The organism is Micromonospora sp. WMMA1947, from assembly GCF_027497355.1.
GTDB lineage: Bacteria > Actinomycetota > Actinomycetes > Mycobacteriales > Micromonosporaceae > Micromonospora.
In genome coordinates this window covers 2,485,457-2,501,993 of sequence record NZ_CP114909.1, presented here as the reverse complement: position 1 = coordinate 2,501,993, position 16,537 = coordinate 2,485,457, and the positions used below count along the sequence as shown (strand labels likewise).

The following is a 16,537-nucleotide window of genomic DNA, read 5'->3' as shown; positions in this document are numbered from 1 at the left end:
TCGGCAAAGTTCACCTACGGGCCCCGCGTCGTTCATCCGCGTTCACCCTGGTGCCGACCGTTCGGCCTAGCGTGGGGCGCGCACCTGCTCCTGCCGTACCCCGTCGGGGTGACGGCCATCGACCCCAGGAAGTGACGATGCGCGACGAGTTCCGGGCCGACCTGCAGATTGTCAGCCAGTTGCTGGTGGACATGGCCGAGGCGGTACGCGCGGCCATGCGGCAGGCCACCAAGGCGCTGCTCACCGCCGACCGGACGGCCGCCGAGACGGTGATCGCGCGGGACGCCGAGATCGACGACCTCTACCGGCACGTGGAGGAGCGGGTCTGTGACCTGCTGGCCCGGCAGGCGCCGGTGGCCTCCGACCTGCGGGCGATGATCACCGCGTTGCACGTGGCAGCCGATCTGGAGCGGATGGGCGACCTGGCCGACCACGTGGCGAAGACGGCGCTGCGCCGGCACCCGTCCCCGGCGGTGCCGGCGGAGCTGCGGCCGGTCTTCACCGACATGGCCGGGATCGCCGACCGGATGGCCGAGAAGATCGGCTCGGTGCTGGCCAAGCCCGACGCCGACGTGGCCGCCGAGCTGGACGGCGACGACGACGCGATGGACGACCTGCACAAGAGCCTGTTCGGCGTGCTCCTCGGCGACGACTGGCCGTACGGGGTGGAGACGGCGATCGACGCGACGCTGCTGGGCCGCTTCTACGAGCGTTTCGCCGACCACGCGGTGAACGCGGGCGAGCACGTGGTCTACCTGATCACCGGTTCCACGTCCGCCTGAGAACCGCGGGCGGGGCCGCCTCGGGGGAGGCCCCGCCCGCGCCGTGTCAGCGGCCCTGGTTGGCGACCGCGGCGGCGGCGGCCTTCGCCGCGTCCGGGTCGAGGTACGTGCCGCCGAGCACCTGCGGCCGCAGGTCGGCGTCCAGGTCGTAGCGCAGCGGGATGCCGGTGGGGATGTTCAGCTTGGCGATCGCCTCGTCGGAGATCTGGTCGAGGTGCTTGACCAGGGCGCGCAGCGAGTTGCCGTGCGCGGCCACCAGCACCGTCCGGCCGGCCAGGATGTCCGGCACGATCGAGTCGTACCAGTAGGGCAGCATCCGTTCGACGACGTCCTTCAGGCACTCGGTGCGCGGCATCAGCTCGGTCGGCAGCAGCGCGTACCGGGGGTCGCCGACCTGCGACCACTCGTCGGCGTCGTCGATCGGCGGCGGCGGCGTGTCGTACGAGCGGCGCCAGAGCATGAACTGCTCCTCGCCGTACTCGTCGAGGGTCTGCTTCTTGTCCTTGCCCTGCAGGGCGCCGTAGTGGCGCTCGTTGAGCCGCCACGACCGCCGTACCGCGATCCAGTGCCGGTCGGCGGCGTTCAGCGCCAGCTCGGCGGTGCGGATGGCCCGGCGCATCAGGCTCGTGTGCACCACGTCCGGCAGCAGGTCGTGCTCGCGCAGCAGCTCGCCGCCGCGCCGCGCCTCGTTCTCCCCCTTGGCGGTCAGGTCGACGTCGACCCAGCCGGTGAAGAGGTTCTTCGCGTTCCAGTCGCTCTCGCCGTGCCGCAGCAGGACCAGCGTCCCGACGGTGGGCCCCTCGCTCGCAGTCATGCCGATCATCCTGCCGTACCGGGCAAGCGGACACGCGGCGACCGGTGGTGACGACCACCACGTGGAAAACCTGATGACCACGACTCCGGCCCGGCACTAGGTTGTAAGGCGCTTTAAACAGATCGGTCATTACCACACGGGGGCATCGGGATGCGGACGGTACGAGGCTGGTTCCAGGACACGGCGGGTGGCCTGCCACGGACGTTCTGGTACCTCTGGGCCGGCACGCTGATCAACCGGCTCGGCTCGTTCGTCCTGATCTTCCTGGCCATCTACCTCACCCAGGAACGCGGCTTCTCCGCCGCCCAGGCCGGACTGGTGATCGGTCTCTGGGGCGCCGGCGGCGCGGTCGGCACCACCATCGGCGGCACCCTGACCGACCGCTGGGGACGGCGACCCACGCTGCTCGCCGCCCACGTCGGCGCGGCGGGCATGATGATCGCGCTGGGCCTCGCCCGGCCGCTCTGGGCGGTGGCGGTGGGCGCGCTGCTGCTCGGCGCGTTCGCCGAGGCGGCCCGCCCGGCCTTCGGCGCGATGATGGTCGACGTGGTGCCGGACAAGGACCGGCTGCGCGCCTTCTCGCTGAACTACTGGGCCATCAACCTCGGCTTCGCCTGCGCCGCCGTGCTCGCCGGCTTCGCCGCCCAGGGCAGCTACCTGCTGTTGTTCCTGGTGAACGCGACCACCACGCTGGTGACCGCGCTGATCATCTTCGCCAAGGTGGGCGAGACCCGCGGCCCGGTCACAGTGCTCCCGGTCAAGGGGATGCCGGCACCGGCCGGAGCGCTGCGCACCATCCTCGCCGACCGGGTGTTCCTCGGCTTCGTCGCGCTCAACCTGCTCGCCGCGCTGGTGTTCCTCCAGCACATCTCGATGTTGCCGATCGCCATGGGCGACTCCGGGCTCAGCCCGGCCACGTACGGCTCGGTGATCGCACTCAACGGCGTGCTCATCGTGGTCGGCCAGTTGTTCGTACCCCGGCTCATCAAGGGCCGCAGCCGCTCGCACGTGCTGGCGCTCGCGTCGCTGGTGATGGGCGCCGGGTTCGGGCTCACCGCGCTCGCCGACACGGTCTGGCTCTACGGCCTGACCGTCCTGATCTGGACCCTCGGCGAGATGCTGAACTCCCCGTCCAACGCCACCCTGATCGCGGAGCTGTCCCCGGCCGCGCTGCGCGGCCGCTACCAGGGCGTCTTCTCGCTGTCCTGGCAGCTCGCGGGCGCCGCCGCGCCGATCCTCGGCGGCCTGGTCCGCGAGCACGCCGGCAACAGCGCGCTCTGGCTCGGCTGCGCGGGCATCGGCGTCGTGGCGGCGGTCGCCCACCTGGTCTCCGGCCCGGCCCGCGAGCGCCGCGCGGTCGCGCTGCGCACCGCGGGCACCCCGGTCACGCCGGTCACCGCCACCGCGACCCCGGCGCCCGAGGCGGGCGAGGCCGCGGCGACCGCACCCGCCGCGCCGGTCCGGGCCGGTTCCTGAGTACGCCCCGACGCGACCGCCCCGAGGCCTGTGGATACCGTACGGGACGGAATCGGTAAGGAAACCTTCCTGGAGGACGGGTGCGCGGCCTGCGGCGCTGGTGGGACGACACGGCCGGCGGACTGCCGGCCACGTTCTGGTACCTCTGGTCCGGCCTGCTGATCAACCGGGCGGGCGCGTTCGCGCTGCTGTTCCTGTCGCTGTACCTGACCGCCGCGCGGGGTGCCCCGCCGTCGCTGGCCGGGCTGGTGGTCGGCGCGTACGGGATCGGCGGCGCGGCCGGCACGCTGCTCGGCGGCGTCCTCGCCGACCGGTGGGGACGCCGGGCCACGCTGCTCGCCGCCCACCTGGCCGCCGCCGCACTGATGGCGGCGCTGGCGTTCACCACGCACCTGGCGGTGATCGCCGCGCTGGCCACGCTGGTCGGGGTGGCGCACTCGATGCCCAGCCCGGCGTTCGTGGCCGCCATCGTGGACGTGGTACCCGAGGCGCGCCGCTCCCGCGCGTTCAACCTCCAGTTCTGGGCGTTCAACCTGGGCATGGCGGTGGCCTCGCTGCTGGCCGGTCTGCTCGCCGAGGCGAGCTTCACGGCGCTGTTCCTGGTCGACGCCGGAGCCACGCTGGCGGCGGCGGTGGTGATCGCGCTGAAGGTGCCGGAGACACTCACCCGGCGGCCGGCGCTCACGCCACGGGCGGTGGTGGGACGCCGTCCCGGGCTGCACACCGCGCTGACCGACCGCACGTTCCTGGTGTTCGTCGGGCTCACGTTCCTGCTGGCCGTGCTGACCATGCAGACCTCGACGATCATGCCGCTGGCGATGCGCGAGGACGGTCTGCGCCCGTCGGCGTACGGGCTGGTGGTCGCGCTCGGCGGGGCGCTCATCGTGGCCGGGCAGCTGTTCGTGCCCCGGCTCATCGAGCCGTACCGCAAGTCGAGCGTGCTGGCCGTCTCCACCGGCCTGATGGCGCTCGGGTTCGGCGCGCTGACGGTGGCCGACGGGCTGCCGCTCTACCTCGGCGCGGCGGTGGTCTGGACGGTCGGGCAGATGCTCGCCGCGCCGCCGAACGCACAGATCAACGCGGACCTCGCGCCGCCCGAACTGCGCGCCCGTTACCAGTCGGTGTTCTACCTGACGTTCCCGGCCGCGTCGTTCGTGGCGCCGGCGCTCGGCGGGCTCAGCCTGGAACACCTGGGCGAGCGGCACTGGCTGGTGGTGGGCGCGCTCGGCCTGCTGGCCGCCGCCGGGCACCTGCTGGCCGGGCCGCGCCGGGAACGGCGGGTGGCCGCGCTGCGGGCGGCGGCGGAACCGGTCACGTCCGTCCGCTGAGGGGCGGCGACAACGGCAGAGGAGCGGCAACGGCAGAGCGCCCACCCCGACCCCCGTCGAGATGGGCGCTCGTACCGTACGCCCGGCGGCGGCGGGCGACACTCACCCCCGTAAGCGTCGCCCGCTCGCGCCGCCGGTTCCACGGGTGGCACCGTCCCCCAACGGCGTGCTCCACCCGATCTTCGCGTCTCGCCTGCGCGGATCTGATCGATCCGCCGCTCCCCCGAACGTAAACAAGCGTGACGCGGTGCAATAAAGTTAGTTCGCCCGGATTCCGGATTCAACCCGGAACGCTGTCTTGCCCGTCACAGCGCCCGTGTCGGAAACCCGGCTGTCCCTGTTGTCGTCCCTGGAGTGGCAAACACGGCGTTCCCGGCCGCCATTCCCGTAAACCTCAGCCGTCCTCGCGATTCGGGTTCTCGGTCCGGAAGAAGTTGCTCTGCCGGCCGTCCCGCATCTGCTCCTGGTAGATCAGGTTCAGCCGCCGCAGGTCGAACGTGCGGAACCAGTCGTCCCAGGTGATCTCCCGGATCCGGCTGCTCTCCCGGTACCCGGGAATGTTGAACGTCAGCACCCCGGCCCGGCCCTCGCGCTCCGTGCCGGCGATGGTGGCGGGTTTCGCACCCCGCGCCCGCGCCCAGCGCTGGATCACCTCGTGGTTACGGGTGACCAGGCTCCGGCCCGGACGCTCCGGCCGGTCCGCGAGCGACGTGATGAGCTGCGACGACCCGATCGACCGGCTGGACGCCGGGCCTCGGGTCGGCGCCGCCTGCGCCCGGGCGGACGACGCCTTCCGCGCCGGCGCCGCCTTGGCACGCGACGGAGCAGCCTTGGCACGCGAAGGAGCCGCCTTGGCGCGCGAAGGAGCCGCCTTGGCCCTCGACGGGGCCGCCTTCGCCCGAGCGGGCGCGGCCTTCGCACGGGAGGACGCGGCAGTGGCCCGAGCCGGGGCCGCCTTCGCGCGGGACGGAGCTGCCTTGGCACGCGCCGTCGTCGCCCGCGACGAGGTCGCCTTCGCCCGGGCGGGCGCCGCCTTGCGCGTACCCGTGGCCTTGGCCCTGGCACCGGTGGCGCGTGCGGCCGGCGCGGCCTTTGCCGGCGACGTGGCACTCCGGCGGGCCGACGTGGTCCGCTTCGCCGCCGTGGTCTTCTTCGCGGCGGTGCTCTTGCGGGTCGCCGACGGCCGGCCGGCCGGGCCGGCGCTCCGCCGGGCGGCGCCGCCCTCCCCGCGCATGGTCCGCGCCAGGGTCTTCACCAGTTCCGGCTTCCGTAGCGCGGAGATCCCGGCGACCCCGCGCCGCTTGAGCTGGCTGCGGAGGTCGTCGACCTTCATCCGGGAGATCTCGGACTCCGACACCCTCGGGGTGTTCGGCGTCTGGTTGCCGGTTTGCCGCTTGGTCCGGGTCGCAGTCGTGCCGCGACCTGAGCTGTTGCGCTGAGCCATGGGACACGCTCCTCGACAGTCCGTCCTCGGCCCGCGGTGGGTCCCAGTGCTCCGCACCGCGCGGGGCGGCATACCCGTCAGGAGGGCTCTGAACCTCCGGCGGACGATCCGGCAGTGGCGGAGGGCTCGAAAAGGTGCGCGAACGCGGCCAGGTTCGCCGTCGACTCGCCACGCTTGACCCGCCACTCCCACTCCCGGCGGATGGCGGTGCCGAAGCCGATCTCCAGCATGCTGTCGAACGACTCGTCGGCGTACGTCAGCACGGAACCGAGCAGCCGGTCCAGCTCGTCGGCGTCGACGCCGGCCAGGTTGACCCGCCCGGTCAGGTAGACGTCGCCGACGGCGTCGATGGAGAACGAGACGCCGTACATGCGGGCGTTGCGCTGGAGCAGCCAGGCCCACAGTTCCTCGCGGCGCTCGTCGGGCTGGCGCATCACGAACGCCTCGACCCGCAGCGCGTGCTCACCCACGATCAGGTTGCAGATCGTCTTGAGCTTGTGCGTGCCGGGCAGCGTCACCGCGTACGACGCCTCGCCGGTGGAATCCCACTCCAGCTCGCGCTCCGCGCAGACGGACTCGATCAGCGCGGCGACCTCACTCCTGCGGCTCATCGCACCCACTCTACGACCGGTGCACCGGGGCCGCCCGGTGGCCGGTGGAGATCACCAGGAGCACAGGGCGGCCGGTTCGCCGAGCCGCCGCGCCAGCCGGGCCCGGTGCTCGGTGATCGCCTCCCCGTAGACCGCGAGCAGGCCCGAGGCGGTGCGGTGCCAGGAGAAGTCCCGGGCGTGCCGCTCGGCGCCCCGGCCCAGCGCGGCACGGCGTACCCGGTCGGGCAGCAGCCGGGCCAGCGCCCGCGCCCAGTCGACCGGGTCGTGCCCGTCGATGAGCATGCCGCTGACGCCGTCGCGTACCGCCGTGACCAGGCCGCCCACTGCGGCGGCCAGCACCGGCGTGCCGCACGCCTGGGCCTCCAGCGCGACCAGCCCGAACGACTCGTTGTGCGAGGGCACCGCGACCAGGTCGGCGGCGCGGTAGAGGGCGGGCAGGTCCGCGCCGGTCTGCGGCGGGAGGAACCGCACCCGGTCGGCCACACCGAGCGCGTGCGCCAGTTCGATCAGGGCGGTGGGCCGGTCCAGGCCGCTGCCGCTCGGGCCGCCGCAGATCACCACGGTCAGCTCGTCGGCCAGCGCCGGATCCCGCTCGCGAAGCGCGGCGACGGCCCGGACCAGCACGTCCGGCGCCTTGAGCGGCTGGATCCGGCCGACGAACGCGACCACGTACCCGTCGACCGGCAGGCCGAGGCGGCGGCGCGCGGCCCGGGTCGCGGCGTCCCGGTCGCCCGCGGCGGGACGGAACCGGTCCAGGTCGACACCGGGCTCCACGACCGCCACCCGGTCCGGCTCGGCCGCGTACCGGTCGAGCAGGTCGCGGGCCTCGACCCGGGTGTTGGCGACCAGCCGGTCCGCCTCGGTGACCACCTGCTCCTCGCCGATCACGCGGGCCTTCGGCTCGGGGCGGTCCCCGGCGGCGAGGCGGGCGTTCTTGACCTTCGCGAGGGTGTGCGCGGTGTGCACCAGCGGTACGCCCCAGCGTTCCTTGGCCAGCCAGCCGACCTGGCCGGAGAGCCAGTAGTGCGAGTGGATCAGGTCGTAGTGCCCCGGCGGGCGGGCGGCCTCGGCCCGCAGCACCCCGGCGGTGAAGGCGCAGAGCTGACCCGGGAGTTCCTCCTTGGTCAGCCCTTCCAACGGCCCGGCGGTGACGTGCCGGACGGACACACCGGGCGCCACCTCGACCACCGGGGGCAGGTCACCGGCGGTGGCCCGGGTGAAGATCTCCACCTCGACGTCGGCCTCGGCCAGCCGCCGGGCGACCTCCAGGATGTAGACGTTCATGCCACCGGCGTCGCCCGTGCCGGGCTGGTGCAGCGGCGACGTGTGCACCGACAGGGTGGCGATACGTCGGGGCCGCGGCCACGGAAGGGCACCTCGCTGACGACCGACACCGGTGTGCAATTCCGCCACGTCCGCTCCCTCTGTCACGGTTGATGCCGTCCCGCACGACCGGCGCTTCTCGGTCAACCCGTGTGCCGGATGTCATCTTCCCCATCGGGGTACGGAAATGCTTTCCGCCGGGTCCCGGGCGTGACGGACCTCATCCCGCCGACCGGCCCGGCGACGGGAGACAATGGCCGGATGACTGCAGTCGCCATCGTCACCGGGGCGTCCAGCGGGATCGGCGCGGCCACCGCCCGCCGGCTCGCCGCCGAGGGATTCCACGTGCTGGCCGCCGCCCGGCGTACCGACCGGCTGGCCGCGCTGGTCGCCCAGATCGAGGCGGACGGCGGCGCGGCGACAGCGGTGGCCTGCGACGTGACCTCGGACGATTCGGTGGCCGGCCTGGCTGCCGCCGCCGAGGCCGCCCCCGGACCGGTCACGCTGCTGGTGAACAACGCCGGCGGCGCCCGCGGCCTGGACCCGGTCGAGACCGCCGACGTGGGCGACTGGCAATGGATGTACGACGTCAACGTGCTCGGCACGCTGCGCGTCACCAAGGCGCTGCTCCCGGCGCTGGAGCGCTCCGGCGCCGGCACCGTCATCATCGTCAGCTCCACCGCCGGGCACGTGGTCTACGAGGGTGGCGGCGGCTACACGGCCGCCAAGCACGCGCAGACCGCCATCGCCGGCACGCTCCGGCTCGAACTGTGCGGCCGGCCCGTCCGGGTGATCGAGATCGACCCCGGCATGGTGAAGACCGAGGAGTTCGGTCTGGTCCGCTTCGGCGGTGACGCCGACCGGGCCGAGGCGGTCTACGCCGGAGTCGCCGAACCACTGGTGGCCGACGACGTCGCCGACTGCGTCGCCTGGTGCGCGACCCGCCCGCACCACGTCAACATCGACCAGCTCGTGGTGCGCCCGCTGGCCCAGGCCGCGCAGCACAAGGTGCACCGGACGTCCTGAGGCGCGAGGAGTGAGCCGGTCTTGCGAGCCCCGCAGTCGCTGACCCGGAGGCACTGATGGAGCGTCCACTCGGCGTGGCCACCCGGGGGACCACCAACCCCAACCGGCTCCGGCGGGTGGACAACTGGATCGTCGAGACCTGCGGCGACGCGCTGCGCGCCGCCGCCGATCCGCTGGTGGTGGACCTCGGCTACGGCGCCACCCCGGTCACCCCGGTCGAGCTGCGCGCCCGGCTGGCGTCCGGGGTCCGCGCCGACGTGCGCGTGATCGGCCTGGAGATCGATCCGGTACGCGTGGCCGCCGCCCAGCCCGCCGCCGACCCGCCCGGGCTGACGTTCGCCCGGGGCGGCTTCGAACTGGCCGGGCTGCGCCCCGCGCTGGTACGGGCGTTCAACGTGCTCCGCCAGTACGACGAGAGCGAGGTGGCCGACGCCTGGCGTACCGTCACCGGACGGCTCGCGCCAGGCGGGCTGCTGGTCGAGGGCACCTGCGACGAGCTTGGACGGCTCGGCTCCTGGGTGCTGCTCGACGCCACCGGCCCGCGCACCCTCACCCTGTCGGCGAAGCTCACCACGCTGGAGAGCCCGGCCACGCTCGCCGAGCGGCTGCCGAAGGCCCTGATCCACCGCAACGTGCCGGGTGAACGCGTCCACGACCTGATCGAGGCGCTGGAGCAGGCGTGGCGCTCGGCCGCCGGGTACGCCCCGTTCGGCCCTCGTCAGCGCTGGCTGCGCACCGTCGAGGCGGTGAAGGAGTCAGGCTGGCCGATCCAGGACACCCCGCGCACGTGGCGCCACGGCTACCTCACGCTCCCCTGGCCCGCCGTAGCTCCCCGCTGACCCAAGCCCCCAGCCCGCCGCCCCGCCCCGCCCCGCCCCCGTCGATCTTGGACTTGTGGCGCCTCGAATGCCCGGTAAACGCAGTTCGCGAGGTGCCACAACTCCAAGATCGGCAAAACCACCGCCCTCCCCGGGCCCTCGGTGCGTTGATCTTGCACTTCCTGCCTCGGCAAAACGGGTTAACGCGCCCCGGAACGAGGGCCGGAAGTGCAAGATCGCGGGTGAGGCGGGCGGGGGTGGGTCAGATGGTGCAGTTGATGAGGACCGGCTCGGGGTGCAGGGTTACGCCGAAGCGGGACTGCACGCCGTCGCGGATCTCGCGGGCCAGCGTCACCAGCGCGGCCGTACTGGCCGTGCCGGAGCGGTTCGTCAGCGCGAGCGTGTGCTTGCTGGAGATGGCGACGCCTTCCGGGCCCGCGTACCCCTTGCCGAACCCGGCCTTGTCGATCAGCCACGCCGCGCTGACCTTCACCGTGCCGTCGGCGCCCGGCCAGCCCGGCGGCTGTCCCAGGTCGGCGGCGCGTTCCCGCAGCTGCTCGAAGACCTCGCCCGGGAGCACCGGGTTCGTGAAGAACGAGCCCACCGACCAGGTGTCCGGGTCGGCCGGGTCGAGCACCATGCCCTTGCCGGCGCGCAGTTTGCGCACCGTGGCGCGGGCGTCGGCGAGCGGCACCCGGTCGCCCACCTCGACGCCGAGCGCCCGGGCCAGTTCGGCGTAGCGGACCGGGCCGGACAGCGGGGACCGGGTGAGCCGGAAGTCGACGGTGAGCACCACCCAGCGGTCGCTGTACTTGAAGATGCTGCCCCGGTAGACGAATCCGCAGTCCGCCGCGGCTATCCGCACCACCTCGCGGCGGGTCCGGTCGTACGCCTCGACGGCCACGATCGTCTCGGCGACCTCCTGGCCGTACGCGCCGACGTTCTGAATCGGGGTCGCGCCGGCCGACCCGGGGATGCCGGAGAGGCACTCCAGCCCGGACCAGCCGCGCTCGACGGTGGCGGCGACGAGGTCGTCCCACGGCTCGCCGGCTTCGACACGTACCGTGACGGTGTCGCCGTCCTCGGCGACGGCCTGGAACCCCCGGGAGCGGACGAGCACGACGGTGCCGGGGAAGCCCTGGTCGCCGATCACGACGTTGCTGCCGCCCGCCAGCACCAGCACGGCCTGCTCTCGGGCTTCCGCTTCCTGCACTTTTAGTACGATCTGGGCGGCGTTCTCGGCGGTCTCCAGCCGCCCGGCGGGTCCGCCGAGCCGGAGCGTGGTGTAGCGCGCCAGGGTGGCCGGGTCGGTCGGGTCACCGGCAGTAGCCGGTTCGGCGTAGACGTCTGACACGCCTTTCACCCTAGGCTGAGGGGTAGCCGGAGCACCCACTGGTGGCCCGGTCACCCCCGGGAGGATGGCGATGAGCAGACTGCACCACACGAAGGACTTCTGGATCGGCGCGCTGCGCACGGAGGGCCCCGCCTTCGCCGCGGCGGTTACGGAGGCGCCGCCCGAGACACCCGTGCTGTCCTGTCCCGGCTGGACGGTCACCGATCTCGCTCATCACCTGACCCGCACGTACGTCTGGGCGGGCACCGTGCTGACCGCCGGCGTCCCGACCCGTCCCGAGCGGCACGACCCGGAGCCGCCGGCGGACCTCACCCCCGCGCAGTGGTACACCCGGGAGTACGAACGGATCAGCGCGCTGCTGGAGGCGACGGACCCGGAGTCGCCGGCGTGGAACTTCGCGCCGCAGCCGAAGAAGGCGGCCTTCTGGCCCCGCCGGCTGGCCCACGAGACCGCCGTGCACCGCTGGGACGCCCAGCTCGCGATCGGTGCGGGTGATCCGATCGAGGCGAAGCTCGCGGCCGACGGGGTGAGCGAGGTGCTGGACACCTGGCTGCCGGCGGGCCGGCGGACGCAGCCCGGGCAGTGGCACGGCGTGGTGCAGCTGAACGCGACGGATGCCGCGCAGGAGTGGTACCTGCGGTTGCGGGGTGAGGGCGTCGCGCTGCTGGACACCGCGACGATCCTCGACCACGACGACCACCGCGCGCGGGCGCAGGTGGCCGGCACGGCGAGCGATCTGCTGCTGGCGCTGATGGGCCGGATCAGCTTTGACGCGTTGGACGTGGCGGGCGACCGTACGTTGCTGGGCGGCCTGCGGGTCGGCTGACCAGGGCACCTGGCGGAGAGGGGCGGCCACCGCCCCTCTCTTTTTCGGACCGCTCTGAGAGCGCTCTCTTGACAAGGTCCACGGCCCTCCCCCACGCTGTCGTGAGAGCGCTCTCTTTGTTCCGGAACCGCCTTCCACCACCCGTTTCGACGACCCGAGAGGTCAGGGACAGCATGCTCACCTTCACGCGCCGCCGCTTGGCGGCGGTTGCAGTGGTCGCCGCCACCGCGCTGCTCGGCACCACCGCCTGCGGTGGCGGCGACGATGCCGCCGCCGACGGGCCGATAACGCTCACCGTCGACGTCTTCGGCCAGTTCGGCTACGCCGACCTCTACCAGGAGTACATGGCCAGTCACCCCGGCGTGAAGATCGTCGAGCGGGGCACGGGCGGCAACCTCGACGAGTACTCCCCGAAGCTCACCCAGTGGCTCGCCGCGGGCAAGGGCGCTGGCGACGTGGTCGCCATCGAGGAGGGCCTGCTCGTCGAGTACAAGGCCAACCCGCAGAACTTCGTCAATCTGCTCGACCACGGCGCGGCCGACCTGAAGGGCAACTTCCTCGACTGGAAGTGGAACCAGGGGCTCACCGCCGACGGCAAGCAGCTCATCGGCCTCGGCACGGACGTCGGCGGCATGGCGATGTGCTACCGCACCGACCTGTTCGCCAAGGCCGGTCTGCCCACCGACCGCGAGGCCGTGTCCAAGCTCTGGCCCACCTGGCAGGACTACATCAAGGTCGGCGAGCAGTTCACCGCGAAGAAGACGGGCGCGTCGTTCCTGGACGCCGCGACGAACACCTTCAACACGATCCTGCTCCAGACCGCCGGCAACAGCAGCGGCTACAGCTACTACGACACCAGCAACAACCTGGTCGTCGGCAGCAACCCGGCGGTGAAGCAGGCTTACGACACCACGATGGACATCATCGACTCGGGGCTGTCCGGCAAGTACGGCTCCTGGTCCGAGGAGTGGGTGTCGGCGTTCAAGCAGTCGAAGTTCGCCACCATCGCCTGCCCGGCCTGGATGACCGGCGTGATCGAGGGCAACGCGGGCGCGGGCGCCAAGGGCAAGTGGGACATCGCCCAGATCCCCGGCAACGGCGGCAACTGGGGCGGGTCGTTCCTCGCCGTGCCGAAGCAGAGCAAGCACCAGGCCGAGGCGATCGAGCTGGCCAAGTTCCTGACCAGCGCCAAGGGTCAGATCGGCGCGTTCAAGGCGAAGGGTCCCCTGCCCTCTTCGCCGCAGGCGCTCGAGGACCCGGCGATCATCGACTCGAAGAACGCCTACTTCTCCGAGGCGCCGGTCGGCAAGATCTTCGCCGAGGGCGCCAAGAGCCTGAAGCCGGTCTACATGGGACCGAAGAACCAGGCCGTACGCACCGAGGTCGAGAACGCCGTCCGCAGCGTGGAGCTGGGCAAGCGCTCACCGGAGCAGGGCTGGACCGACGCGGTAGCCAACGCCGAGAAGGCCGCCGCCAAGTAACCCGAGCAGCGCGTGCGGGCGGCCACCCGGCCACGGGGGCCGCCCGCACGGCGGAAAGGAGTCCCGGGTCATGGCCGTCCAGCTCGACGCCCGCCCGCCGGTCGCACCGGCACCCCGCCCCACCCGTCCCGGCCTGGGCAACCGGCTCAGCCGACTCGACACGAAGTACTCGCCGTACCTGTTCATCGCCCCGTTCTTCCTGCTGTTCGGCGTCTTCGGGGCGTACCCGCTGGCGTACACGTTCTGGGTCTCGCTGCACGACTGGGACCTGCTCGGCGCCGAGCACCCCTTCATCGGCTTCGACAACTACACCCAGCTGCTCGCCGACTCGGACTTCTGGCACTCGGTGGTCAACACGCTGGGCATCTTCGTGATCTCCACGGTGCCCCAGCTGCTCGCCGCGCTCTGGCTGGCCAACCTGCTCAACCGGCAGCTCCGCGCCCGGACGACCTGGCGGATGGCGGTGCTGATCCCGAACGTCACCTCGACCGCCGCCGTGGCGATCGTGTTCGCGGTGCTGTTCGGCCGCGAGTTCGGCATGATCAACTGGCTGCTCGACCACGTCGGGATCAACGCGATCGACTGGAAGGCGAACCGGTTCGCCGCCTGGGTCGCCATCTCCACCATGGTCGACTGGCGCTGGACCGGCTACAACGCGCTGATCTTCCTGGCCGCCATGCAGGCCATCCCCCGCGACCTGTACGAGTCGGCGGCGATCGACGGGGCCGGCCGGGCCCGGCAGTTCTGGTCCATCACGGTGCCGCTGCTCAAGCCGACGATCATCTTCGCGGTCATCATCTCCACCATCGGCGGCCTCCAGCTCTTCACCGAGCCCCGGATGTTCAACTCCGGCACCAACGCGATCCGCGGCGGGCCGCTGCGCGAGTCGCAGACGGTGACCATGTACATGTTCGAGAACGCCTTCGCGCCGCACTACAACTTCGGCTACGGCTCCGCCGTCGCCTGGCTGCTGTTCGCGCTCATCGCCGTGGTCGCGGCGATAAACGTCCTGCTCCTGCGCCGGCTCGGCGGCGGCTCCCGCAAGGAGGTCTCCCGATGACCCGCCTCTGGTCGGCCAGCCGGCTCACCTACCTGGCGCTGACGCTCTCGGCCGTCCTGTCGATCTTCCCGATCTACTGGATGTTCGTGGTGGCCAGCCGGACCAGCGACACGATGGGCCAGGTGCCGCCGCCGCTCACCCCCGGCGGCAACCTCGGCGCCAACATCGCCCGGCTGTTCGACAACACCGACGCGTACTTCCTGACCGGCCTGATCAACTCGGCGATCGTGGCCACCACCGTCACGGTCTCGGTGGTGTTCTTCTCCACGCTGGCCGGGTTCGCGTTCGCCAAGCTGCGCTTCCGTGGCCGCAACGCGCTGCTGCTGGTCATCGTCGCCACCATGATGGTCCCCACCCAGCTCGGCGTGATCCCGCTCTACCTGCTCATGACGAAGCTGAACTGGAACGACCGGCTGCCCGCCGTGATCGTGCCGGCGCTGGTCACCGGCTTCGGCGTGTTCATGATGCGGCAGTACGCGGGCCAGGCGGTGAGCACCGAGCTGATCGAGGCGGCCCGGATGGACGGCTGCAACACCGTACGGATCTACTGGAACGTGGTGCTGCCCGCGCTGCGCCCGGCCGCCGCCGTCCTCGGCCTGCTCACGTTCATGACCACCTGGAACGACTTCCTGTGGCCGTACGCGGTGCTGAACGACCCGGAGAACCCGACGGTGCAGCTGTCGCTGCGGGCGCTGTCCGACGGGTACTACCAGGACATGTCGCAGGTGTTCACCGGCACGGCCATCGCCACGCTGCCGCTGCTGCTGGTGTTCATCGTCTTCGGCCGCCAGATCATCGGCGGCATCATGGAAGGTGCGGTCAAGGCATGAGCAACGTCCGATTCCCGGAGGGCTTCGTCTGGGGCGGGGCCACCGCCGCGTACCAGATCGAGGGCGCCGCCCGCGAGGACGGTCGCGGTCCGTCGATCTGGGACACCTTCAGCCGTACGCCGGGCGCCGTGTTCCAGGGCCACACCGGCGACGTGGCCTGCGATCACTACCACCGGTACGCCGAGGACGTCGCGCTGATGGCCGAGCTGGGACTGCGGGCGTACCGGTTCTCGGTGTCCTGGCCCCGGGTGCGGCCGGACGGCACCGGGCCGGTGGAGCCGCGCGGCCTGGACTTCTACGACCGGCTGACCGACGCGCTGCTGGCCGCCGGCATCGACCCGATCGTCACGCTCTACCACTGGGACCTGCCGCAGGCGCTGGAGGACCGGGGCGGCTGGACCGTCCGGGAGACCGCCGAGCACTTCGCCGAGTACGCGCTCGCCGTGCACGGCCGCCTCGGCGACCGGGTCCGCACCTGGACCACGCTGAACGAGCCGTGGTGCTCGGCCTACCTCGGGTACGGCTCCGGGGTGCACGCGCCGGGGCGGCGGGACGCCGGTGACGCGTTCCGGGCCGTACACCATCTGCTGCTCGGCCACGGCCTGGCGGCGCGGGCGCTGCGCGCAGCGGGCGTGGAGACGCTCGGGATCACGCTCAACCTGGCCGACGTGCAGCCGGCGGACGCGGACAGCGCCGCTGACGCCGAGGCGGTCCGGCTCGTCGACGGCCTGCACAACCGGATCTTCCTGGACCCGCTCACCGGCGCCGGCTACCCGGCGGACGTGCTGGCCCACGTCAGCCGGATCGTCACGCCGGACTTCGTGCGGGACGGGGACGAGAAGCTGATCGCCGCGCCGCTGGACCTGCTCGGCCTGAACTACTACGCGCCCACCTACGTGGCCGGGCGGGCCGGCGGCGCCGGTGGCGACGCGTACCCGGGCACCGCCGGGACCGTCGAATTCCTGCCACCGGCCGGGCCGCTGACCGACATGGGCTGGTCGATCGAGCCGGCCGGGCTGACCCGGCTGCTGGAACGGGTGGCCGCCGACTATCCCGGCCTGCCCCTGGTGATCACCGAGAACGGCGGGGCGTTTCCGGACACCGACGTCGACGAGCAGGGCGGGGTGGCCGACGCCGACCGGGTCGCCTACCTCGACGGGCACCTGCGCGCCGCGCACGAAGCCATCGCCCGCGGCGTGGACCTGCGCGGTTATCTCGTATGGTCGGTGCTGGACAACTTCGAATGGGCCGAGGGTTACCGGAAGCGGTTCGGGATCGTCCACGTCGACTACCTGACCCAGCGGCGCACACCCAAGCGCAGCGCCCGCTGGTACCAGGAGGTGATCGCCCGGAACGGGCTGTGA

At 72.2% G+C, this 16,537-nt stretch carries 15 protein-coding genes; 10 read left to right on the top strand and 5 right to left on the bottom strand.

Translation table 11 applies throughout. From position 1 onward, the window contains the following. The first annotated feature begins 137 nt into the window (after positions 1-137). Positions 138-782, top strand: coding sequence for a phosphate signaling complex protein PhoU (phoU, locus tag O7604_RS12070; RefSeq protein WP_281579670.1), 645 nt, complete (start codon positions 138-140; stop codon positions 780-782). A gap of 46 nt (positions 783-828) precedes the next feature. Here the strand turns inward: phoU and O7604_RS12065 are convergent, their stop codons facing one another. After that, positions 829-1,596, bottom strand: coding sequence for a phosphoglyceromutase (locus O7604_RS12065; RefSeq protein WP_281579669.1), 768 nt, complete (start codon positions 1,594-1,596; stop codon positions 829-831). A gap of 150 nt (positions 1,597-1,746) precedes the next feature. Between O7604_RS12065 and O7604_RS12060 the strand changes: the two genes are divergently transcribed. Together O7604_RS12060 and O7604_RS12055 are read left to right on the top strand one after the other, a co-directional pair. Next, on the top strand, positions 1,747-3,072 hold the full coding sequence (locus tag O7604_RS12060; RefSeq protein ID WP_281579668.1) for an MFS transporter: 1,326 nt from the start codon (positions 1,747-1,749) through the stop codon (positions 3,070-3,072). A gap of 80 nt (positions 3,073-3,152) precedes the next feature. After that, complete coding sequence (locus O7604_RS12055) at positions 3,153-4,400, top strand: MFS transporter (protein ID WP_281579667.1); 1,248 nt, start codon at positions 3,153-3,155, stop codon at positions 4,398-4,400. Positions 4,401-4,794: 394 nt separating this feature from the next. Here the strand turns inward: O7604_RS12055 and O7604_RS29590 are convergent, their stop codons facing one another. From O7604_RS29590 to mshA, 3 genes are all read right to left on the bottom strand, one after another. After that, positions 4,795-5,733, bottom strand: coding sequence for a hypothetical protein (locus tag O7604_RS29590; protein ID WP_348651007.1), 939 nt, complete (start codon positions 5,731-5,733; stop codon positions 4,795-4,797). 188 nt (positions 5,734-5,921) lie between these two features. Beyond that, complete coding sequence (locus O7604_RS12040; protein ID WP_269703862.1) at positions 5,922-6,455, bottom strand: YbjN domain-containing protein; 534 nt, start codon at positions 6,453-6,455, stop codon at positions 5,922-5,924. 51 nt (positions 6,456-6,506) lie between these two features. Continuing rightward, positions 6,507-7,868 carry a D-inositol-3-phosphate glycosyltransferase gene (mshA, locus tag O7604_RS12035; RefSeq protein WP_281579665.1) on the bottom strand — a complete coding sequence of 454 codons (1,362 nt, stop codon included), beginning with the start codon at positions 7,866-7,868 and terminating at the stop codon, positions 6,507-6,509. A 171-nt stretch (positions 7,869-8,039) separates the two neighbouring features. On the opposite strand from mshA, the gene O7604_RS12030 reads away from it, so the two are divergent. After that, positions 8,040-8,804 (top strand): SDR family oxidoreductase, encoded by a 765-nt coding sequence (locus O7604_RS12030; protein ID WP_269703859.1) that lies wholly within the window; start codon positions 8,040-8,042, stop codon positions 8,802-8,804. A gap of 56 nt (positions 8,805-8,860) precedes the next feature. Next, entirely contained in the window at positions 8,861-9,643 is a 783-nt protein-coding gene (locus tag O7604_RS12025) for a class I SAM-dependent methyltransferase (protein WP_281579664.1), read from the top strand. A gap of 241 nt (positions 9,644-9,884) precedes the next feature. Here O7604_RS12025 and O7604_RS12020 read toward each other — a convergent pair whose 3' ends face one another. Beyond that, positions 9,885-10,976: a UDP-N-acetylmuramate dehydrogenase gene (locus tag O7604_RS12020; RefSeq protein WP_269703857.1), complete on the bottom strand. Its 1,092-nt coding sequence runs from the start codon at positions 10,974-10,976 to the stop codon at positions 9,885-9,887. Positions 10,977-11,046: 70 nt separating this feature from the next. Between O7604_RS12020 and O7604_RS12015 the strand changes: the two genes are divergently transcribed. The 5 genes from O7604_RS12015 to O7604_RS11995 all read left to right on the top strand — a co-directional run bounded on the left by O7604_RS12015 (position 11,047) and on the right by O7604_RS11995 (position 16,537). Beyond that, a complete protein-coding gene (locus O7604_RS12015) occupies positions 11,047-11,802 on the top strand; it encodes a maleylpyruvate isomerase family mycothiol-dependent enzyme (protein ID WP_269703856.1) in 756 nt (251 codons plus the stop codon). Between the two features lie 173 nt (positions 11,803-11,975). Then, positions 11,976-13,283, top strand: a complete 1,308-nt coding sequence (locus O7604_RS12010) for an extracellular solute-binding protein (RefSeq protein ID WP_043328052.1) — start codon at positions 11,976-11,978, stop codon at positions 13,281-13,283. A gap of 70 nt (positions 13,284-13,353) precedes the next feature. Continuing rightward, entirely contained in the window at positions 13,354-14,343 is a 990-nt protein-coding gene (locus O7604_RS12005; RefSeq protein WP_269703854.1) for a sugar ABC transporter permease, read from the top strand. Further along, positions 14,340-15,173, top strand: coding sequence for a carbohydrate ABC transporter permease (locus tag O7604_RS12000; RefSeq protein ID WP_281579663.1), 834 nt, complete (start codon positions 14,340-14,342; stop codon positions 15,171-15,173). Before O7604_RS12005 ends, O7604_RS12000 begins: the two co-directional genes overlap by 4 nt. Beyond that, positions 15,170-16,537 carry a GH1 family beta-glucosidase gene (locus O7604_RS11995; RefSeq protein ID WP_281579662.1) on the top strand — a complete coding sequence of 456 codons (1,368 nt, stop codon included), beginning with the start codon at positions 15,170-15,172 and terminating at the stop codon, positions 16,535-16,537. The genes O7604_RS12000 and O7604_RS11995 overlap by 4 nt, the downstream gene beginning before the upstream one ends.